Annotated in this window: 15 protein-coding genes and 3 pseudogenes; all 18 read left to right on the top strand. The window is 62.1% G+C overall.

All coding sequences use genetic code 11. The annotated features are described in order from the left end of the window. Nucleotides 1-209, top strand: a pseudogene (locus BF95_RS19065) (NADH-quinone oxidoreductase subunit C); the annotation flags it as partial. After that, nucleotides 209-1,444, top strand: coding sequence for an NADH-quinone oxidoreductase subunit D (locus tag BF95_RS19060; protein ID WP_043153516.1), 1,236 nt, complete (start codon nucleotides 209-211; stop codon nucleotides 1,442-1,444). The pseudogene BF95_RS19065 and the gene BF95_RS19060, both read left to right, overlap by 1 nt. 106 nt (nucleotides 1,445-1,550) lie before the next feature. Continuing rightward, the gene (locus BF95_RS19055) at nucleotides 1,551-2,219 is read left to right on the top strand and encodes a complex I 24 kDa subunit family protein (RefSeq protein ID WP_043153513.1); all 669 of its coding nucleotides are present in this window, start codon (nucleotides 1,551-1,553) and stop codon (nucleotides 2,217-2,219) included. A 130-nt stretch (nucleotides 2,220-2,349) separates the two neighbouring features. Beyond that, on the top strand, nucleotides 2,350-2,499 hold the full coding sequence (locus BF95_RS28395) for a hypothetical protein (RefSeq protein ID WP_200867011.1): 150 nt from the start codon (nucleotides 2,350-2,352) through the stop codon (nucleotides 2,497-2,499). Next, a complete protein-coding gene (gene nuoF / locus BF95_RS19050; RefSeq protein WP_043153511.1) occupies nucleotides 2,499-3,842 on the top strand; it encodes an NADH-quinone oxidoreductase subunit NuoF in 1,344 nt (447 codons plus the stop codon). Before BF95_RS28395 ends, nuoF begins: the two co-directional genes overlap by 1 nt. After that, nucleotides 3,842-4,477 carry a hypothetical protein gene (locus BF95_RS19045; protein WP_051520122.1) on the top strand — a complete coding sequence of 212 codons (636 nt, stop codon included), beginning with the start codon at nucleotides 3,842-3,844 and terminating at the stop codon, nucleotides 4,475-4,477. Before nuoF ends, BF95_RS19045 begins: the two co-directional genes overlap by 1 nt. Continuing rightward, nucleotides 4,477-6,483 (top strand): NADH-quinone oxidoreductase subunit NuoG, encoded by a 2,007-nt coding sequence (gene nuoG, locus BF95_RS19040; RefSeq protein ID WP_043153509.1) that lies wholly within the window; start codon nucleotides 4,477-4,479, stop codon nucleotides 6,481-6,483. The genes BF95_RS19045 and nuoG overlap by 1 nt, the downstream gene beginning before the upstream one ends. Then, entirely contained in the window at nucleotides 6,432-6,884 is a 453-nt protein-coding gene (locus BF95_RS19035) for a clan AA aspartic protease (RefSeq protein WP_327195482.1), read from the top strand. Before nuoG ends, BF95_RS19035 begins: the two co-directional genes overlap by 52 nt. 22 nt (nucleotides 6,885-6,906) lie before the next feature. Beyond that, the gene (gene nuoH / locus BF95_RS19030) at nucleotides 6,907-7,929 is read left to right on the top strand and encodes an NADH-quinone oxidoreductase subunit NuoH (RefSeq protein WP_043153506.1); all 1,023 of its coding nucleotides are present in this window, start codon (nucleotides 6,907-6,909) and stop codon (nucleotides 7,927-7,929) included. Further along, nucleotides 7,926-8,411, top strand: coding sequence for an NADH-quinone oxidoreductase subunit NuoI (gene nuoI / locus BF95_RS19025; protein WP_043153504.1), 486 nt, complete (start codon nucleotides 7,926-7,928; stop codon nucleotides 8,409-8,411). Before nuoH ends, nuoI begins: the two co-directional genes overlap by 4 nt. A 29-nt stretch (nucleotides 8,412-8,440) precedes the next feature. Then, nucleotides 8,441-9,052 (top strand): annotated as a pseudogene (locus tag BF95_RS19020) (NADH-quinone oxidoreductase subunit J). Further along, complete coding sequence (gene nuoK, locus BF95_RS19015) at nucleotides 9,049-9,354, top strand: NADH-quinone oxidoreductase subunit NuoK (RefSeq protein ID WP_037473979.1); 306 nt, start codon at nucleotides 9,049-9,051, stop codon at nucleotides 9,352-9,354. Before BF95_RS19020 ends, nuoK begins: the two are co-directional and overlap by 4 nt. A gap of 11 nt (nucleotides 9,355-9,365) precedes the next feature. Then, nucleotides 9,366-11,416 (top strand): annotated as a pseudogene (gene nuoL, locus BF95_RS19010) (NADH-quinone oxidoreductase subunit L). Next, nucleotides 11,416-12,984, top strand: coding sequence for an NADH-quinone oxidoreductase subunit M (locus BF95_RS19005; protein ID WP_043153502.1), 1,569 nt, complete (start codon nucleotides 11,416-11,418; stop codon nucleotides 12,982-12,984). Before nuoL ends, BF95_RS19005 begins: the two are co-directional and overlap by 1 nt. Continuing rightward, on the top strand, nucleotides 12,984-14,420 hold the full coding sequence (nuoN, locus tag BF95_RS19000) for an NADH-quinone oxidoreductase subunit NuoN (RefSeq protein WP_043153501.1): 1,437 nt from the start codon (nucleotides 12,984-12,986) through the stop codon (nucleotides 14,418-14,420). Before BF95_RS19005 ends, nuoN begins: the two co-directional genes overlap by 1 nt. A gap of 5 nt (nucleotides 14,421-14,425) precedes the next feature. After that, entirely contained in the window at nucleotides 14,426-15,124 is a 699-nt protein-coding gene (locus BF95_RS18995; RefSeq protein ID WP_268747184.1) for a biotin--[acetyl-CoA-carboxylase] ligase, read from the top strand. Nucleotides 15,125-15,138: 14 nt separating this feature from the next. Then, nucleotides 15,139-15,912 carry a type III pantothenate kinase gene (locus BF95_RS18990; protein WP_043153499.1) on the top strand — a complete coding sequence of 258 codons (774 nt, stop codon included), beginning with the start codon at nucleotides 15,139-15,141 and terminating at the stop codon, nucleotides 15,910-15,912. Between the two features lie 5 nt (nucleotides 15,913-15,917). Beyond that, a complete protein-coding gene (locus tag BF95_RS18985; protein ID WP_043153497.1) occupies nucleotides 15,918-17,555 on the top strand; it encodes a ribonuclease J in 1,638 nt (545 codons plus the stop codon). Nucleotide 17,556 lies beyond the last annotated feature (1 nt).

Below are 17,556 nucleotides of genomic sequence, written 5' to 3'. Positions count from 1 at the left end.
CACCGGCCGCCGCGCCGCCGCCGCCGCCCGCTGCGCCCAAGGGCGAACCGGCGGCATCGACGCCCAAGACCACTGAGAAGAAGGCGGACACCGGGGCTGGCGAAGCGGCGAATACGGCGTCGCAAGTCAAGTCGGACGACGCGCCGACCAAGGCGGCTTCGGCCACCGATGAAGGCGAAGGCGTCGCCAAGCCGGAGGATAAGGCGTAATGGCTGATTATCTCGACGAACTGGAGCATCGCACCGATGCGTCGGACCCGACCTACGGCGATACCGAAATCCAGAATTATACGATCAATTTCGGCCCGCAGCATCCCGCGGCGCACGGCGTGTTGCGCCTCGTCATGGAGCTGGAGGGCGAGATCGTCGAACGCTGCGACCCCCATGTGGGCCTGCTGCATCGCGGCACAGAGAAGCTGATCGAATATAAGACCTATCTGCAGGCGCTGCCCTATTTCGACCGGCTCGATTATTGTTCGCCGCTCGGCATGGAGCATAGCTATGTGCTGGCGATCGAGAAACTGCTGAACCTGGAAGTGCCGCTGCGCGCGCAATATCTGCGCGTGTTCTTCGCGGAACTGACCCGCATCTGCAATCATATGCTCAACCTGGGCTCGCACGTCATGGACGTCGGCGCGATGACGCCGAACCTGTGGATGTTCGAAATCCGCGAGGATTGCCTCAACTTCTTTGAGCGCGCGTCAGGCGCCCGCATGCACAGCGCCTATTTCCGGCCCGGCGGCGTGCATCAGGATGTGCCGCTCAAGCTGCTGACCGACATTGCCGACTGGCTCGACACCCGCCTGCCGCGCCTGTTCGAGGATGCAATCAGCCTGGTCGCCGACAACCGCATCTTCAAGCAGCGCAATGTCGACATCGCCGTGGTCAGCAAGGAAGACGCGCTGAAATGGGGCTTTTCCGGTCCGATGATCCGCGGTTCGGGCATCCCCTGGGATATCCGCAAGTCGCAGCCCTATGACGTCTATGACCGGGTCGATTTCGACGTGCCTGTCGGCACCAATTTCGATTGTTATGACCGTTTCATGGTCCGCGTCGAGGAAGTCCGCCAGTCCGCGCGCATCATGAAGCAATGTTTGCAGGACATGCCCGAAGGTCCGATCGCCAGCTTCGACCGCAAGGTCTCGCCGCCCAAGCGCGGCGAAATGAAGCGGTCGATGGAAGCACTGATCCATCACTTCAAACTCTATACCGAGGGCTTCCATGTGCCCGCGGGTGAAGTCTATGTCGCGACGGAAAGCCCGAAGGGCGAGTTCGGCGTCTATCTGGTCGCGGACGGCTCCAACAAGCCCTATCGCTGCAAGATCCGCCCGACCGCCTTCTCGCATTTGCAGGCGATGGACTTCATGCTGAAGGGCCATATGCTCGCCGACACCACCGCCGTCCTGGGCGCGATGGACATCGTGTTCGGGGAGTGTGACCGATGAGTTATTCCCCTCTCGTCATCCCAGCGAAGGCTGGGATCCCTCTTTTCTTTGACGCTGCTCCTCAAGGCAGTGAGATCCCAGCGTTCGCTGGGATGACGGTGAACTAATGGCTGACGCACCCCATATCCCCGACGAAACCGAAACCCGCGCGCGCTGGGGCAATTTCGCGTGGACGGCGGAGAATGCCGAGCAGGTGAAGACCATCATCGCGCGCTACCCCGCCGGTCGCCAGCAATCGGCGGTCATGCCGCTGCTCGATCTCGCCCAGCGGCAGGTCGGCGCGGAGACGCAGACGCAAGGCTGGCTGCCCGTGCCGGTGATGGAGTTTATCGGCGATCAGCTCGATATGCCCTACATGCGCGTTTACGAAGTCGCGACCTTCTATACGATGTATAATCTCGCGCCGGTCGGCCGCTATCATGTGCAGGTGTGCGGCACGACGCCCTGCATGTTGCGCGGTTCCGACGATGTGTTCGCGGCGTGCAAGAACAAGGGTCTGGTCAAGGGTGCGACCACGCCCGACGGCCTGTTCACGCTGACCGAAGTCGAGTGCCTGGGTGCCTGCGCCAATGCGCCGATGGTCCAGATCAACGACGATAATTTCGAAGACCTGACCTATGACAGTATGAGCGCGGTGCTGGAAACGCTGGCTGCTGGCGGGCAACCGAAGATCGGCCCGCAGATCGAGCGCCAGACGAGTTGCCCGGAGGGTGGCCCGACCGCGTTGAAGGACATGGTCGCTGAAAATCATGATTATCGGGGGGAGTGGGCGTGAAAGCAATCCACCCAACCCCGTTCGGGCTGAGCTTGTCGAAGCCCTCCACTGAGCTTGTCGAAGTGGCTTCGCTTCGCTCAGCCGAACCCTTCGACTTCGCTCAGGGCGAACGGAACTGTGGGGTGTCCGCATGAGCACCCTCATCGCCATCATCCTTGGCCTCATCATCTTCGTGATCGCGCTCAAGGTCATCGGCGCGGTGCTGGGGCTCGTCATCGGGCTGGGCCTCGCCGTTGTCGCTTATTTCGTGGCTGAAAAACTGATCGGAAAGGGCCGCTGATGGCCGACGACACCGCAATTGCTGCGCCGCCTCCTCCGCCGTTCGTCGGCCCGCTGGAGGACAGGGATCGCATCTTCACCAACGTCCATGGTTTCCAGGATTGGGCCATCGACGCGGCGATGAAACGCGGCGATTGGGACAATACCAAGGATCTGTTGAGCCTGGGCCAGGACGCGATCATCGACATCATCAAGGCGTCGAACCTGCGCGGCCGTGGCGGCGCGGGCTTCCCGACCGGCATGAAGTGGAGCTTCATGCCCAAGGAAAGCAAGGATGGTCGTCCAAGTTTCCTGGTCATCAACGCCGACGAATCCGAGCCGGGCAGTTGCAAGGACCGCGAAATCGTCCGCCACGATCCGCACAAGCTGATCGAAGGCGCGCTGATCGCCGGTTTCGCGATGCGCGCGCGCGCCGCCTATATCTATATTCGTGGCGAGTTCATATACGAGGCCAAGGTGTTGTTCGCCGCCGTCGAGCAGGCTTATGCCAAGGGCTTCATCGGCAAGAATGCCTGCGGTTCGGGCTATGATTTCGACGTCTTCGTCCATCGCGGCGCAGGCGCCTATATCTGCGGCGAGGAAACCGCGCAGATCGAAAGCCTGGAAGGCAAGAAGGGCCAACCCCGTCTCAAGCCGCCTTTCCCGGCAGGCGCGGGCCTCTACGGCTGCCCCACCACGGTCAACAATGTCGAAAGCATCGCGGTTACGCCCACGATCCTGCGGCGCGGCGCGGCCTGGTTCAACCGCTTCGGGCGCGAGGGCAATCGCGGCACCAAGCTGTTCCAGATCAGCGGCCATGTGAACAAGCCCTGCGTGGTCGAGGAATCGATGTCGATCCCGTTCCGCGAACTGATCGACCGCCATTGCGGCGGCATTCGGGGTGGGTGGGACAATCTGCTCGCGGTCATTCCCGGCGGCTCCTCGGTCCCCTTGGTCCCCGCGCGCGAAATCATGGACGCGCCGATGGACTTTGACGGGTTGAAGGCGCTCGGCTCCGGCCTCGGCACCGCCGCCGTTATCGTCATGGACAAGTCCACCGACATCGTCCGCGCCATTTCGCGGCTGTCCTATTTTTACAAGCATGAAAGCTGCGGCCAATGCACCCCCTGCCGCGAAGGCACGGGCTGGATGTGGCGGGTGATGGAACGGCTGCGCACCGGCGAGGCCGAACTGTCCGAAATCGACATGCTGCATCAGGTCACCAAGCAGGTCGAAGGTCACACCATCTGCGCGCTCGGCGACGCGGCCGCCTGGCCGATCCAGGGCTTGATCAAGCATTTTCGGCCTGAGATTGAGCGCCGGATCAACGAGCGCGGCATGCCTGTGATGGAGGCGGCGGAGTGATGTCATCGCGCACTTACTCCACGCTCTATATGCTGCCCTGCTTGGCATTCACGTCGGTGGTTGCAACGGCGGCAACGGCTGGTGATCAGCGCTATGCGATCGACCGGATGGACGCATTCGCGCAATGTGTCGTCAGGGGTAATCCTGATCCTGTCAGGGATTTGCTCGACACGCCGGTAAAATCGCAGAATGAGCATGCCTTGTTGCTCAAGCTAAGCGACAAACGCGCCAACTGCATTGGTCGTGCGGGCAAGCTGCGCATGAACTATCAAAATATGCGGGGCGCTTTGGCGCAGCAACTGTATCGACGGGATTTCCAGACGACAGGCACGATGACCGCCAACCCCAAGGCCGAGTTCACCGGCCGTGTGGATTTCGACCCCATTATGGAATATGGTGTGTGTGTCGCGCTGCGTAATTCTCCCGATGCTGACGCGTTGTTGCGCACTGATTCTAATTCGGCGGATGAGAAGCAGGCGTTGGGCAATTTGTCCGCGACCCTGGCATCCTGTTTGGCGACAGGTCAAACCATCCGCTTGTCCCCCATTATATTGCGGGGAGCCGTTGCCGAGGCGCTGTATCATCAGCGTAAGGGTGATCGCTTCGCCTATGTTTCAAAAGAGGCTTCCCACTGATGCCTAAAGTCAAAGTCGATGGCGTAGAACTGGAAGTCCCGGCGGGCGCGACGGTCCTCCAGGCGTGCGAGCTGGCGGGGAAAGAAATTCCGCGCTTTTGCTATCATGAGCGGCTGTCCATCGCGGGCAATTGCCGCATGTGCCTGGTCGAAGTGAAGCCTGGCCCGCCAAAGCCGCAGGCGTCGTGCGCGCTGCCCGCTGCCGAGGGGCAGGACATCCGCACCGACAGCGAAATGGTTAAGAAGGCGCGCGAAGGGGTGATGGAGTTCCTCCTCATCAACCATCCGCTCGATTGCCCGATTTGTGACCAGGGTGGCGAATGCGACCTGCAGGACCAGTCGGTCGCTTATGGTCGCGGCGCGTCGCGCTATGACGAAAATAAGCGCGCGGTGACCGAGAAGAATATGGGGCCGATCGTCAAGACGGTCATGACCCGCTGCATCCAGTGCACCCGTTGCGTGCGCTTTGCCGAAGAAGTCGCGGGCGTGCCGGAAATCGGCGCCATCTATCGCGGCGAAAATATGCAGATCACCACCTATCTGGAACATGCCGCCAAGAGCGAGCTGTCCGGCAATGTGGTCGATCTCTGCCCGGTCGGTGCGCTGACGAGCAAGCCCTATGCGTTCGAAGCGCGGCCGTGGGAATTGAAGAAGACCCACGCCATCGATGTGATGGATGCGGTCGGCACCAACATCCGCCTGGACAGCCGGGGCCGTCAGGTGCTGCGCGCGGTGCCGCGCATCAACGATGACGTGAACGAGGAATGGGCGTCGGACAAGACCCGGCACAATGTCGATGGCCTAGTCCGCAAGCGGCTCGACAAGCCTTATGTCCGCAAGGGCGGCAAGCTGGTGCCGGCGACCTGGAACGAGGCTTTTGCGGCGATCGCTGCGGTGCCGCATGGCGGCAGCGTGGCGGCGATTGCGGGTGATCTGCTCGATTGCGAAACCATGTTCGCGGGTAAGGTTCTGGTCGAAAAGCTGGGCGGCGCAATGCTCGAAGGGCGTCAGACCGGCCTCGCCTATGACGTGTCGTCGCTGGGCGCGGTGAATTTCAACACGACGCTCAACGGCATTGAGACGGCGGATATGATCCTGCTGGTCGGGACCAACCTGCGCTGGGAAGCGCCGCTGGTGAACACCCGCATCCGCAAGGCGATCAAGACGGGCGCGAAGGTCTTCGCCGTCGGGCCGGAAGTCGATCTGACCTACAAGGTCGAATGGCTGGGCAATGACGCATCGCTGCTCGCCAAGCTGCCGGAGGCGGTGGTCGAGGCGTTCGGCAAGGCCGCGCGGCCCGCGGTGATCGTGGGCGGCGGCGTGCTCGCCAAGGACGGCGCGCATGGCGACACGCTGGCGCTGGTCGAGACGCTGGGACTCATCAAGGACGGCTGGAACGGGTATAACGTCCTGCATTTCGCGGCGTCGCGCATGGGCGGGCTGATGCTCGGCTTCGCAACCGCTGGCGGGATCAAGGCGATCGCGGCGGCTAGCCCCAAGCTGCTCTTTGCGCTGGGTGCCGACGAAGTCGATTATGCCGCTTTCCCCGACAGCTTCAAAGTCTATGTCGGCCATCATGGCGACAAGGGCGCGCATGCCGCCGACGTGATCCTGCCGGGTGCCAGCTATGCCGAAAAGGCAGGCACCTATGTCAATCTGGAGGGCCGCGTGCAGCGTGGCGAAAAGGCCGTGTTCGCGCCGGGCGATGCCCGTGAAGACTGGTCGATCCTGCGCGCGCTATCCGACGTGATGGGCGTCAAGCTGCCGTTCGACAGCTTCGATGCGCTGCGGGCGGAAATGGTCAAGGCCGTGCCGGCGCTGGGTATCGAGGGTCTGGCCGATTATGGCTGGTCCATGCCATCGCTGCCGACCGGCGCGACCGGCGAATTCGGGTCGCCGATCAAGGATTTCTACCTCACCAATGCCATCTGCCGCGCCAGCCCGACGATGCAGCAATGCTCGGCCGAACTGGTCCACGGCGTCGAATTTGCGGAGGCGGCGGAATAATGGGGTTGGTGCACGCCGATATCGAACTCGCCAATGCACGGCAGGATGACCTGCTGCCGATGACGGTCAACGCCCTGGTCGACAGCGGCGCGCTGCATCTGTGCATTCCGCAGCATGTTGCGACCCAATTGGACTTGCCCGTCCTCGACCAGCGCGAAGTGACCGTCGCCAACGGCAGCCGCCAGATGGTGGATTATGTTGGCCCGGTCAAAATCCGTTTTGGGAATCGCCAATGTCTGGTCGGGGCGCTGGTGCTGGGAGATCAGCCCCTGCTCGGGGCCATTCCGATGGAAGATATGGATCTTGTCATCAATCCGTCGCGTCAAAGCGTGACGGTAAACCCCAATAGCCCGAATGTCGCTGTTTCGCTGGCCATGAGTTTCAGGACGCATCATCCATGACCGCTTTCTTCCAAGACCTCGCATGCCATTTGAGGGGGCGTGGCTGCTGGCGACGATCATCGGCATTCTGCTGATCGCGCTGCCGCTGATGCTCGCCGTGGCGATGATCATCTATGCCGACCGCAAGATCTGGGCGGCGATGGCGCTGCGTCGTGGTCCCAACGTCGTTGGCCCATTCGGCCTGCTGCAATCCTTCGCGGACGGCCTCAAGGTCTTCCTGCAGGAAACCATCATCCCGTCGGCGTCGAACAAGGCGCTGTTCCTGATCGCGCCGATCATCACTTTCACCGTCGCGCTGATGGCCTGGGCCGTGGTGCCGTTCGATGTTGGCGTCGTGCTGGCGGACATCAATGTCGGCCTGCTCTACATTTTGGCGATCAGTTCGCTCGGCGTGTATGGGATCATCCTGGCGGGTTGGGCGTCCAACTCCAAATATCCCTTCTATTCCGCGATCCGCGCCAGCGCGCAGATGATCAGCTATGAAGTCTCGATCGGCTTCATCATCATCACCGTGGTACTGTGGGCGGGCAGCTTCAATCTGAGCGCCATCGTCGAAAGCCAGAAGGGCTATTATGGCTTCATCAACGGCAACGGCTTCAACCCGCTGCTTTTCCCCATGGCGGTCATGTTCCTGATTTCGGCGCTCGCCGAAACCGCGCGCGCGCCCTTCGATCTGACCGAAGCGGAAAGCGAGCTAGTCGCGGGCTATCAGACCGAATATTCGTCCATGTCGTTCGCGCTCTACTGGCTTGGCGAATATGCCAACGTCATCCTGATGTGTGCGCTCAACGCCATTCTCTTCTGGGGTGGTTATCTGCCGCCGTTCGACTGGGCTCCGCTCTATTATGTGCCCGGCATTATCTGGCTGTTCGCCAAGATCCTGTTCTTCTTCTTCGTCTTCTCCTGGGTGAAGGCGACGGTGCCCCGCTACCGTTATGACCAGCTGATGCGGCTGGGCTGGAAAATCTTCCTGCCGGTGTCGCTCTTCTTCGTCTTCCTGGTGTCGGGCTTCCTCATGCTGACGCGCTATGGAGGCGCACAATGAGCCTCGCATATTATATCAAGAGCTTCACCCTCTGGGAGTTTGTGAAGGCGCACGCCCTGACCTTGAAATATTTTTTCAAGCCCAAGGCGACGATCAACTACCCTTACGAGAAGAACCCGATTTCGCCGCGCTTCCGGGGTGAACATGCGCTGCGTCGCTACCCCAATGGGGAAGAGCGCTGCATCGCGTGCAAGCTGTGCGAAGCGGTGTGCCCGGCGCAGGCGATCACCATCGAAGCGCAGCCGCGCGAGGATGGCAGCCGCCGCACCACGCGCTACGACATCGACATGACCAAGTGCATCTATTGCGGTTTCTGCCAGGAAGCCTGCCCGGTGGACGCGGTCGTCGAAGGCCCGAATTTCGAATTCGCGACCGAAACCCGCGAGGAGCTGATCTACGACAAGGCCAAGCTTCTTGAAAATGGTGACAAGTGGGAACGGGCGATCGCCGCGAACCTTGCCGCCGACGCACCCTATCGTTAAGCCGCGCGGCCTAAGGGGATATTGATCCAGTGATTCACGTGCTTGCCTTTTACCTGTTCGCCATTTTGGTGGTGTGCAGCGGCGCGCTCACCATCCTGTCGCGCAACCCGGTTCACTCGGTGCTGTGGCTGATCCTGGCGTTTTTTCAACGCTGCGGGTCTGATGATCCTGATCGGTGCCGAATTCATCGCGATGCTGCTCGTCATCGTTTATGTCGGCGCGGTCGCGGTGTTGTTCCTGTTCGTGGTCATGATGCTGGATATCGACTTTGCCGAATTGCGCGCCGGGTTCGTCAGCTATCTACCTTCGGCCTGCTGATCGCGCTGGTGCTGCTGGCGGAGATCATCCTGGGCATCGGCCTGTGGAGCGCGGGTCCGATCGAACTGGCGCAGCGTGCCGCGCCCACCGACCCCAATATCTCGAACATCAAGGCGGTCGGGATGCTGCTCTATACCCGCTATATCTTCCTGTTCGAAGCGGCGGGCCTCGTCCTGCTGGTCGCCATGATCGGCGCGATCGTCCTGACCCACCGCGCCCGTGGCGGCGTGAAGGGCCAGAATATCGCCAAGCAGAACCGTCGCCGTCCGCAGGATGCGGTCCGCAATATCAATCAGCCCACAGGGCAGGGGGTGGAGCTGTGATCGGCCTTCAACATTATCTGGTGGTCAGCGCCATCCTGTTCGTGATGGGGGTGCTGGGCATCTTCATCAACCGCAAGAACATCATCATCATCCTGATGGCGATCGAACTGATCCTGCTGAGCGTGAACATCAACCTCGTCGCCTTCAGCGTTTTCCTGGGCGACATGGTGGGGCAGGTGTTCAGCATGTTCGTGCTGACCGTCGCGGCGGGTGAGGCGGCCATCGGCCTTGCCATCCTCGTCATTTACTTCCGTGGTCGCGGCACCATCGCCGTCGACGATGTCAACCGGATGAAGGGCTGAGCCTTACAGACATGATCCAGCTTATTGTCCTTCTCCCGCTGCTGGCAGCCATCATCGCCGGTCTTGGCAACAAGACGCTCGGCAAGCTGCCTGCCAAGATCATCACCACCGGCGCGCTGTTCATCTCCTGCGCGCTGAGCTGGCCCATTTTCCTGTCTTTCGTCGCGGGCGAGGGCCAGGCCTATGTCGCGCCGCTCTTCACCTGGATTCAGTCGGGCAGCTTCGACGCGCAATGGGCGCTGCGGGTCGACACGATGACGGCGGTCATGCTGGTGGTCATCACCAGCGTGTCGAGCCTCGTTCACCTCTATAGCTGGGGCTATATGGATGAAGAGCCGGATCAGCCGCGCTTCTTCGCCTATCTCTCGCTCTTCACCTTCGCGATGCTGATGCTCGTGACGGCGAACAATCTGCTCCAGATGTTCTTCGGTTGGGAAGGGGTGGGCCTTGCCTCTTACCTCCTCATCGGTTTCTGGTTCCGCAAGCCCAGCGCCAATGCCGCCGCGATCAAGGCGTTCGTCGTCAACCGCGTCGGCGATCTTGGCTTCATGATGGGCATCTTCGGCACCTATCTGGTGTTCAACACCATCTCGATCCCCGAAATTCTGGAAATGGCCCCGTCGATGGCGGGCTCGACCATCGGCTTCCTCGGCGCGCGTTTCGACACGATGACCGTGCTGTGCTTGCTGCTGTTCATCGGTGCGATGGGCAAGTCGGCGCAGCTTGGCCTCCACACCTGGTTGCCGGACGCGATGGAAGGCCCGACGCCTGTGTCGGCGCTGATCCACGCCGCGACCATGGTGACCGCGGGCGTGTTCATGGTGTGCCGCCTGTCGCCGATGTTCGAAACCTCAGAAACGGCGCTGACCGTCGTCACCTATGTCGGCGCGGCGACCTGCCTGTTCGCCGCGACCGTCGGCACGGTGCAGACCGACATAAAGCGCGTCATCGCCTATTCGACCTGTTCGCAGCTGGGCTATATGTTCTTTGCGGCGGGCGTCGGTGCCTATGGCGCGGCGATGTTCCACCTTTTTACCCACGCCTTCTTCAAGGCGTTGCTGTTCCTGGGCGCGGGCTCGGTCATCCACGCGATGCACCATGAGCAGGATATGCGCTATTATGGTGGCCTGCGTAAAAGCATCCCCATCACCTTCTGGACGATGACGCTCGGCACGCTCGCCATCACCGGCGTAGGCTTGCCGCTGGTCGCATCGGTTTTGCGGGCTTCTATTCGAAGGACGGCATCCTCGAAGCGGCCTATGCCGCTGGCGGGGCGGGCACTGGCGCGTTCCTCGTCGGCGTGTTCGCCGCCTTGCTCACCAGCTTCTACAGCTGGCGTCTGGTGTTCCTGACCTTCTTCGGCAAGCCGCGCTGGGCCGCGTCCGAACATATCCAGCATGCGTTGCATGACGCCCATGGGCATGACTCCCACGGACATGACGCTCATCATGACGATCACTCCCATGATGATCACCACCATGCGCCCGCAACCGGGACTGGTGGCTATCATCCGCATGAAAGCCCGTGGGTCATGCTGGTCCCGTTGATCGTGCTGAGCATCGGCGCGGTGTTCGCGGGCCTCGTCTTCCATGATCAGTTCATCGGATCGGAAGGCGGCATCGCTTTCTGGCAGGGGTCGCTGGCGTTCGATAGCCATCTGATGCATGCGGCGCATGAAGTGCCGACCTGGGTCAAATTCTCGCCCTTCACGGTGATGCTGACCGGCCTTGCCATCGCATGGCTCGCCTATATCAAGAACACCGACTGGCCGGAGCGCTTCGTGTCCCAGTTCGGTGTCCTCTACACCTTCCTGCTCAACAAATGGTATTTCGACGAGCTGTACAATCTGCTCTTCGTCAAGCCTGCCTTCGCCATCGGCCGCTTCTTCTGGAAGTTCGGTGACGTCGGTTTCATCGACCGCTTCGGACCCAATGGTCTGGCTGCTCTGGTCGTGCAGGGCAATAAAGTGACCAGTCGGCTCCAGTCCGGCTATCTTTACACCTACGCGCTGGTGATGCTGATTGGCCTCGCCGCTGCCGCAACCTGGGCGATGACACGATAATGGACGGCTTCCCCATCCTTTCCCTGATGATGGCAGTGCCGATGGCGGGGGCCATCGCCTGTCTGTTCGTGGGCGCGAATAGCGCGCGCTGGATCGCGCTGATCGCGACCCTGATCGATTTCGTCCTGGGCATGGCCCTGTGGGCGAATTTCGACCAGTCGGGCAGCGGCGCACAGTGGCAGTTCCAGGAATATGCGCCCATCTTCGGGCGGTTCGCCTGGGCACTGGGTATCGATGGCATCGCGTTGATGCTGATCGCGCTGACCGTCTTCCTGATGCCGATCTGCATCGGCGCCAGCTGGCGCGCGATCGAAAAGCGTGTCGGCGAATATATGGCGGCCTTCCTGTTCATGGAGGTGCTGATGATCGGCGTCTTCACCGCGCAGGATCTCTACCTCTTCTACATCATGTTCGAAGCCGGCCTCATTCCGATGTATCTGATCATCGGCATCTGGGGCGGCGCGGATCGCATCTACGCCAGCTATAAATTCTTCCTCTACACGCTGCTCGGCTCGGTCCTGATGCTGATCGCGATGATGTGGATGGTGCAGGAAGCGGGGACGACCGAAATCCCGGCGCTGATGGCCTATAATTTCGATCCCGCTGTCCAGACCTGGCTGTTCTTGGCCTTCTTCGCCAGCTTCGCGGTCAAGATGCCGATGTGGCCGGTCCATACCTGGTTGCCCGACGCGCACGTCCAGGCGCCGACCGCAGGCTCCGTCATTCTGGCGGGCGTGCTGCTCAAAATGGGTGGCTATGGTTTCATCCGCTTCTCGCTGCCGATGTTCCCCGAAGCCTCGGCGCAGCTCGCGCCTTTGGTCTGGGGCCTGTCGATGGTGGCGGTGGTTTATACCAGCCTCGTTGCGCTGGTGCAGTCAGACATGAAGAAGCTGATCGCCTATAGCTCGGTCGCGCATATGGCGATCGTGACCGTCGGCCTGTTCGCCTTCAACCAGGCGGGTATCGAAGGCGCGATGATGGTGATGCTGGGCCATGGTCTGGTCGCGGGCGCGTTGTTCCTGTGCGTCGGCGTCATCTACGACCGGCTCCATACCCGCGAAATCGCGCGCTATGGTGGGCTGTCGATCAACATGCCGCGCTACGCGCTACTGTTCCTCTTCTTCACCATGGCGTCGGTCGGCCTGCCCGGCACATCCAACTTCGTCGGCGAATTTCTGGCGCTGATGGGCATTTATCAGGCATCGACCTGGGTCGCGCTTGTCTGCACCACCGGGATCATCCTGGGCGCGGCGTATATGCTCTATCTCTACCGTCGCATCTGCTATGGCGAGCAGGTCAATGCCGACGCGGCGGCCATGCCCGACCTGTCGGCGCGCGAATTGTGGCTGCTGGCTCCGATTGCCGCCGTGGTATTGTGGATGGGCATCTATCCTGAGAGCTTCCTCGCCCCGATGCGTCCTGACATCGTCGCGCTCGAAGCCCGGCTCGCACCTGCCGCTCCTGCGGGGGACTCCCAGATCAAGCTGGGCGCGCCCAAGCCTGCGAGCGTGGCCCATCACGAAGACGCCCCTGCGCCCTCTCATTCCGCGTCGGGGGAGGCGCACTGATGATCGACTCCACGTCCCTTCTCGCCGTCATGCCCGAACTCGTTCTGACGGTCGGCGGCCTCATCCTGTTGATGATCGCCGCTTTCGGTGGCGATCGTACCGCGGGCCTCGTCAACAGCCTGTCGGTCGTGACCTTGATCGGCGCGGGCTTCGCCTTGCTTTGCTCGCTCGCCCATGGTCCCGATGCCTTTGACGGGCTGTATCGGGCGGATGCGTTCTCGGTCTATGCCAAGGCGCTGATCTATGGCGCGGCCGCCGCTGCGATCTTGCTCGCCCCCCGCTTCTTCTCGACCGATGGCGCGCTGCGTCCCGAATATCCGATCCTGATCGTCTTTGCCGCCGTCGGCATGGGCATGATGGTGTCGGCGGGCGACATGCTGACGCTCTATGTCGGCCTCGAAATGAACAGCCTTGCCTCCTATGTTCTGGCCAGCTTCATGCGGCAGGATGGGCGCTCGTCCGAAGCGGGCCTCAAATATTTCGTGCTGGGTTCGCTCGCGAGCGGCATCCTGCTCTATGGCATTTCCCTGCTCTATGGCTTCACCGGCAGCACCGCTTTCGACGGTATCGCCGTCGCGATGGCCGATGGCGTGGGCAAGGGCGAGTTGTTCGGCCTGGTATTCGTGTTGGCGGGCCTGGCCTTCAAGATCAGCGCCGTGCCCTTCCACATGTGGACGCCCGACGTCTATGAAGGCGCGCCCACCCCGGTCACGACCTTCTTCGCCAGCGCGCCCAAGGTTGCGGCGATCGCCCTGACCGTGCGCGTCGCGATCGAAGCGCTTGGCCCTGCTGGCCTCGACTGGCAGCAGATCGTGATCTTCGTCGCGCTCGCCTCCATCCTGTTCGGCGGCGTTGCGGCGATCGGCCAGAGCAATATCAAGCGGCTGATGGCCTATTCCTCGATCAACAATGTCGGCTTTGCGCTGATCGGCCTCGCTTGCGGCACGCCCGCCGGTGTGGCGGCGACGATGAGCTATATGGCGATCTATGTCATCATGACGATCGGTGCCTTCGCCTGCATCCTCCAGATGCGCGATGCCAACGGCAAGCCGGTCGAAACGATCGCCAGCCTCGCGGGCCTGTCGCAATCGCGCAAGGGTTTGGCCGCTGCCTTTGCCATCTTCATGTTCTCGATGGCCGGTATTCCGCCGCTCTTCGGTTTCTGGGCGAAGTTCCTGGTGTTCGAAGCCGCGGTCGCTGCGGATCTGACCGCGCTCGCCGCCGTGGGTATTGCGGCTTCAGTGATCGGCGCTTTCTATTATCTCAAGATCATCAAGACGATCTATTTCGACGAGCCGACCGGCGCCTATGAGGCGAAGGGTGGCCCGGTTGAAAATATCATCCTGACCGCCTGCGCCGCCGTCATCGTGCTGGGCTATCTGCTCAACCCGGTGCTGGATCAGGCGAGCGCTGCCGCGGCGGCGTCCTTGTTCTGACGCAGATACGCCTCGTTGAAGATACCATATCGACCAATGCCGACATGCTGGCATTGGTCGATACCGGTATAAGCGAAGGCAGTTGGCTGCGCGCCCGACGGCAAAGCGGGGGCAGGGGGCGGATGGGCCGCATCTGGGACAGCCCCGTCGGCAACCTTTATTGCTCCACCCTTGTCCGCCTGCAGCCCGGCGATCCCCTGCCGCACACGCTGGCGTTGGTCGCGGCCAATGCTGTTCATGCCCTCGTCGCGCCGCTGTGCGCCGGGCAGGCGCGGATAAAATGGCCCAATGATATATTGGTCGATGGCGCGAAGATCGCGGGCATCTTGCTGGAGCGCACTGGCGACGCGATCATCGTCGGTATCGGCCTCAACGTCACCGATCATCCCCGCAATCTCGACCGGCCCGTCACCAGCCTCGTCACCCAGGGCGCGACCGATGCCGACGCCGGGGTGCTGCTCGACCGTCTGACCCAGATTTTCGCCCATTGGCTGTCCATCTGGCGCGCGCAGGGGCTGGACCCGGTGCGCACCCATTGGCTGCTCAACGCGCACCCGACCGGCACGCCGATACGCGTACACCAGCCCGACGGCAGCACGGTGGACGGCGCTTTCGACACGCTCGACCGCCACGGCATGCTCATCCTGCGCTTGGCGAACGGGCAGAGCCGTGCCATTCACGCCGGTGACATATTTCTCATCTGACCCAAGGATCGGCCATGCTTCTCGCGATCGACGCGGGCAATACCAATGTGGTTTTCGCGCTGCTCGACGGGCGGGACATCCGCGCGCGCTGGCGCATCGCGACCGACGCGCGCCGCACCGCCGACGAATATGCCGTCTGGCTCAACCAGTTGCTGATGCTCGAAGGCTATAAGATCGCCGACGTCAACACCGTCATCATCGCGACCGTCGTGCCCCGCGCGCTGCATAATCTGCAGGTGTTGGCCGAAAAATATTTCCGCACGACCGCGTTGATCGCCGGGCAATCGCCGCTCGACTGGGGCATTGAACTCGACGTAGCCGAGCCAGGATCGGTTGGCGCAGACCGGGTTGTAAACGCCATCGCCGCGCACCATCTTTATAGCGGCGACTTGATCGTCATCGATTTCGGCACCGCAACCACGTTCGACGTGATCGACTATAGCGGTGCCTATAAAGGCGGTATCATCGCGCCGGGTATCAATCTCTCGCTCGATGCGCTAGTAGCGGCCGCCGCGAAGCTGCCCAGGATCGCGATCGCCCCACCGGAAAATCGTTCGGTGATCGGGCGGACGACCGAGGCGCAGATGCATATTGGCGTATTTTGGGGCTATGTAGCCATGATGGAGGGGCTGGTCGCCCGCATGAGGGCCGAAATCGGCCGCCCGACCAGGGTTATTTCGACGGGGGGCCTTGCGGTCCTCTTCAACGACAACAGCGATATTTTCGATGCGATCGCGCCGGATCTGACGATTCAGGGCCTCGCGCTGATGCACGAACGGAGTTTATAAGCATAATGACACCCAAGGATGAGCTGCTCTTCCTGGCCCTCGGTGGGTCGGGCGAGATCGGCATGAACGTCAATCTTTACGGCTGCCAGGGCAAATGGGTCATGGTCGACCTCGGCATGACCTTCGGCGATACCACCTATCCCGGCATCGAACTGATCCTGCCCGACCTCACCTTCATCGAGGAACGGCGCAAGGATCTGCTCGGCATCGTGCTGACGCACGGGCATGAGGATCATATCGGCGCGATCCCCTATCTCGCCGCGGATCTTGGCGTACCGCTCTATGCGACGCCCTTCACGGCGGGCCTCATCCGGCTGAAGCTGGAGGAAGAAGGCCTGACCAAGGAGGTCAAACTCCATGTGATCCAGAATGAAGGCAGCTTCAATCTCGGCCCGTTCGGCTTCCGCTATGTGCCGCTCGCCCACTCGATCCCGGAGGGCAATGCCCTGCTGATCGACACGCCGCACGGCAAGATTTTCCATACCGGAGACTGGAAGCTCGACGAGCGCCCGTTGCTCGGCGAACCGGCGACCCCCAAGGAACTCACCGCGATCGGGGACGAGGGCATCCTCGCCATGGTCTGCGACAGCACCAATGTCTTCAATGACAAGGCCAGCGGTTCCGAAGGCGATGTGCGCGAAGGGTTGATGGAAACGATCGCCGGGGCCAAGGGCCGCGTCCTCGTCACCACCTTCGCCTCCAACGCTGCCCGCGTGCAGACGCTGGGCGAAGTCGCCACCGCGACGGGCCGCAAGGTCTGCGTCGCCGGGCGCTCGCTTGACCGCATCATCGGCATGGCCAAGGCCAGCGGCTATCTCAAGGATTTCCCGCCCACCGTCGATTGGGACGATGCGATGGCGCTGCCCCGCAACGAGGTGATGATCATCGCCACGGGCGGGCAGGGCGAAGCCCGCGCCGCGCTTGCCCGCGTGGCGTTCGACAGCCACCCGATCAAGCTGGCGGAGGGCGACCTGGTCGTCTTCTCCTCCAAGCAGATCCCTGGCAATGAAATCGCCATCGGCCGTATCCAGAATGCGCTGGCCATGTCGGGCGTGCTGATGGTCACCGATCGTCAGGCCGAAGTGCATGTGTCGGGCCATCCCGGCCGCCCGGAACTTGAAGCCATGTATCGCTGGATACGGCCCGAAATCCTGCTGCCCGTCCATGGCGAACGCCGCCATATGGCGGAGCAAGCCAGGCTCGCACTGGCCAGCGGCATCCGGCACGCGCCGGTCCAGTCCAATGGCGATCTGCTGCGCCTGGCGCCCGGTGCGCCCGAGATTATCGGCAAGCAGGATACCGGACGGCTGGTGCTGGACGGCGATGTCATTCTGCCAGCCGATGGCGCGACCATCAACGAACGGCGCAAATTGGGCCTGCATGGCCAGATCAGCGTCGCCGTGGCGATCGACCGCAAGGGCAAGATGATCGGCAAGCCGACGCTGCGCACCCAGGGCGTGCCGGTGGAGGAAGACAAGGCGGCATTCCTTGCCGAAGCATCGACCGATGCAGCGGCGGTGATCCCCAAGGGGTCGCTGGAAGACGACGCCGTGCGCGAGCGGGTTCGCCTGGCCGTGCGTCGGACGGCGACGCGCTGGACGGGCAAGAAGCCGATAGTGGACGTGCTGCTCATTCGCGCCTAAT

Source organism: Sphingobium sp. Ant17 (assembly GCF_000588875.1).
Taxonomy (GTDB): domain Bacteria; phylum Pseudomonadota; class Alphaproteobacteria; order Sphingomonadales; family Sphingomonadaceae; genus Sphingobium.
The sequence above is the reverse complement of the archived record's forward strand: the minus strand, read 5'-3'. Positions and strand labels throughout refer to the sequence as shown.

What these genes read in the sequence shown, in the direction of transcription:
- nuoH (WP_043153506.1), top strand. Translation starts at nt 6,907, where the DNA reads ATGCCATTTGAGGGGGCGTGGCTGCTGGCGACGATCATCGGCATTCTG.
- BF95_RS18990 (WP_043153499.1), top strand. Translation starts at nt 15,139, where the DNA reads ATGCTTCTCGCGATCGACGCGGGCAATACCAATGTGGTTTTCGCGCTG.
- BF95_RS19055 (WP_043153513.1), top strand. Translation starts at nt 1,551, where the DNA reads ATGGCTGACGCACCCCATATCCCCGACGAAACCGAAACCCGCGCGCGC.
- nuoF (WP_043153511.1), top strand. Translation starts at nt 2,499, where the DNA reads ATGGCCGACGACACCGCAATTGCTGCGCCGCCTCCTCCGCCGTTCGTC.
- BF95_RS19060 (WP_043153516.1), top strand. Translation starts at nt 209, where the DNA reads ATGGCTGATTATCTCGACGAACTGGAGCATCGCACCGATGCGTCGGAC.
- nuoI (WP_043153504.1), top strand. Translation starts at nt 7,926, where the DNA reads ATGAGCCTCGCATATTATATCAAGAGCTTCACCCTCTGGGAGTTTGTG.
- BF95_RS19005 (WP_043153502.1), top strand. Translation starts at nt 11,416, where the DNA reads ATGGACGGCTTCCCCATCCTTTCCCTGATGATGGCAGTGCCGATGGCG.
- BF95_RS19035 (WP_327195482.1), top strand. Translation starts at nt 6,432, where the DNA reads ATGCTCGGCCGAACTGGTCCACGGCGTCGAATTTGCGGAGGCGGCGGA.
- nuoN (WP_043153501.1), top strand. Translation starts at nt 12,984, where the DNA reads ATGATCGACTCCACGTCCCTTCTCGCCGTCATGCCCGAACTCGTTCTG.
- nuoG (WP_043153509.1), top strand. Translation starts at nt 4,477, where the DNA reads ATGCCTAAAGTCAAAGTCGATGGCGTAGAACTGGAAGTCCCGGCGGGC.
- BF95_RS28395 (WP_200867011.1), top strand. Translation starts at nt 2,350, where the DNA reads ATGAGCACCCTCATCGCCATCATCCTTGGCCTCATCATCTTCGTGATC.
- BF95_RS19045 (WP_051520122.1), top strand. Translation starts at nt 3,842, where the DNA reads ATGTCATCGCGCACTTACTCCACGCTCTATATGCTGCCCTGCTTGGCA.
- BF95_RS18985 (WP_043153497.1), top strand. Translation starts at nt 15,918, where the DNA reads ATGACACCCAAGGATGAGCTGCTCTTCCTGGCCCTCGGTGGGTCGGGC.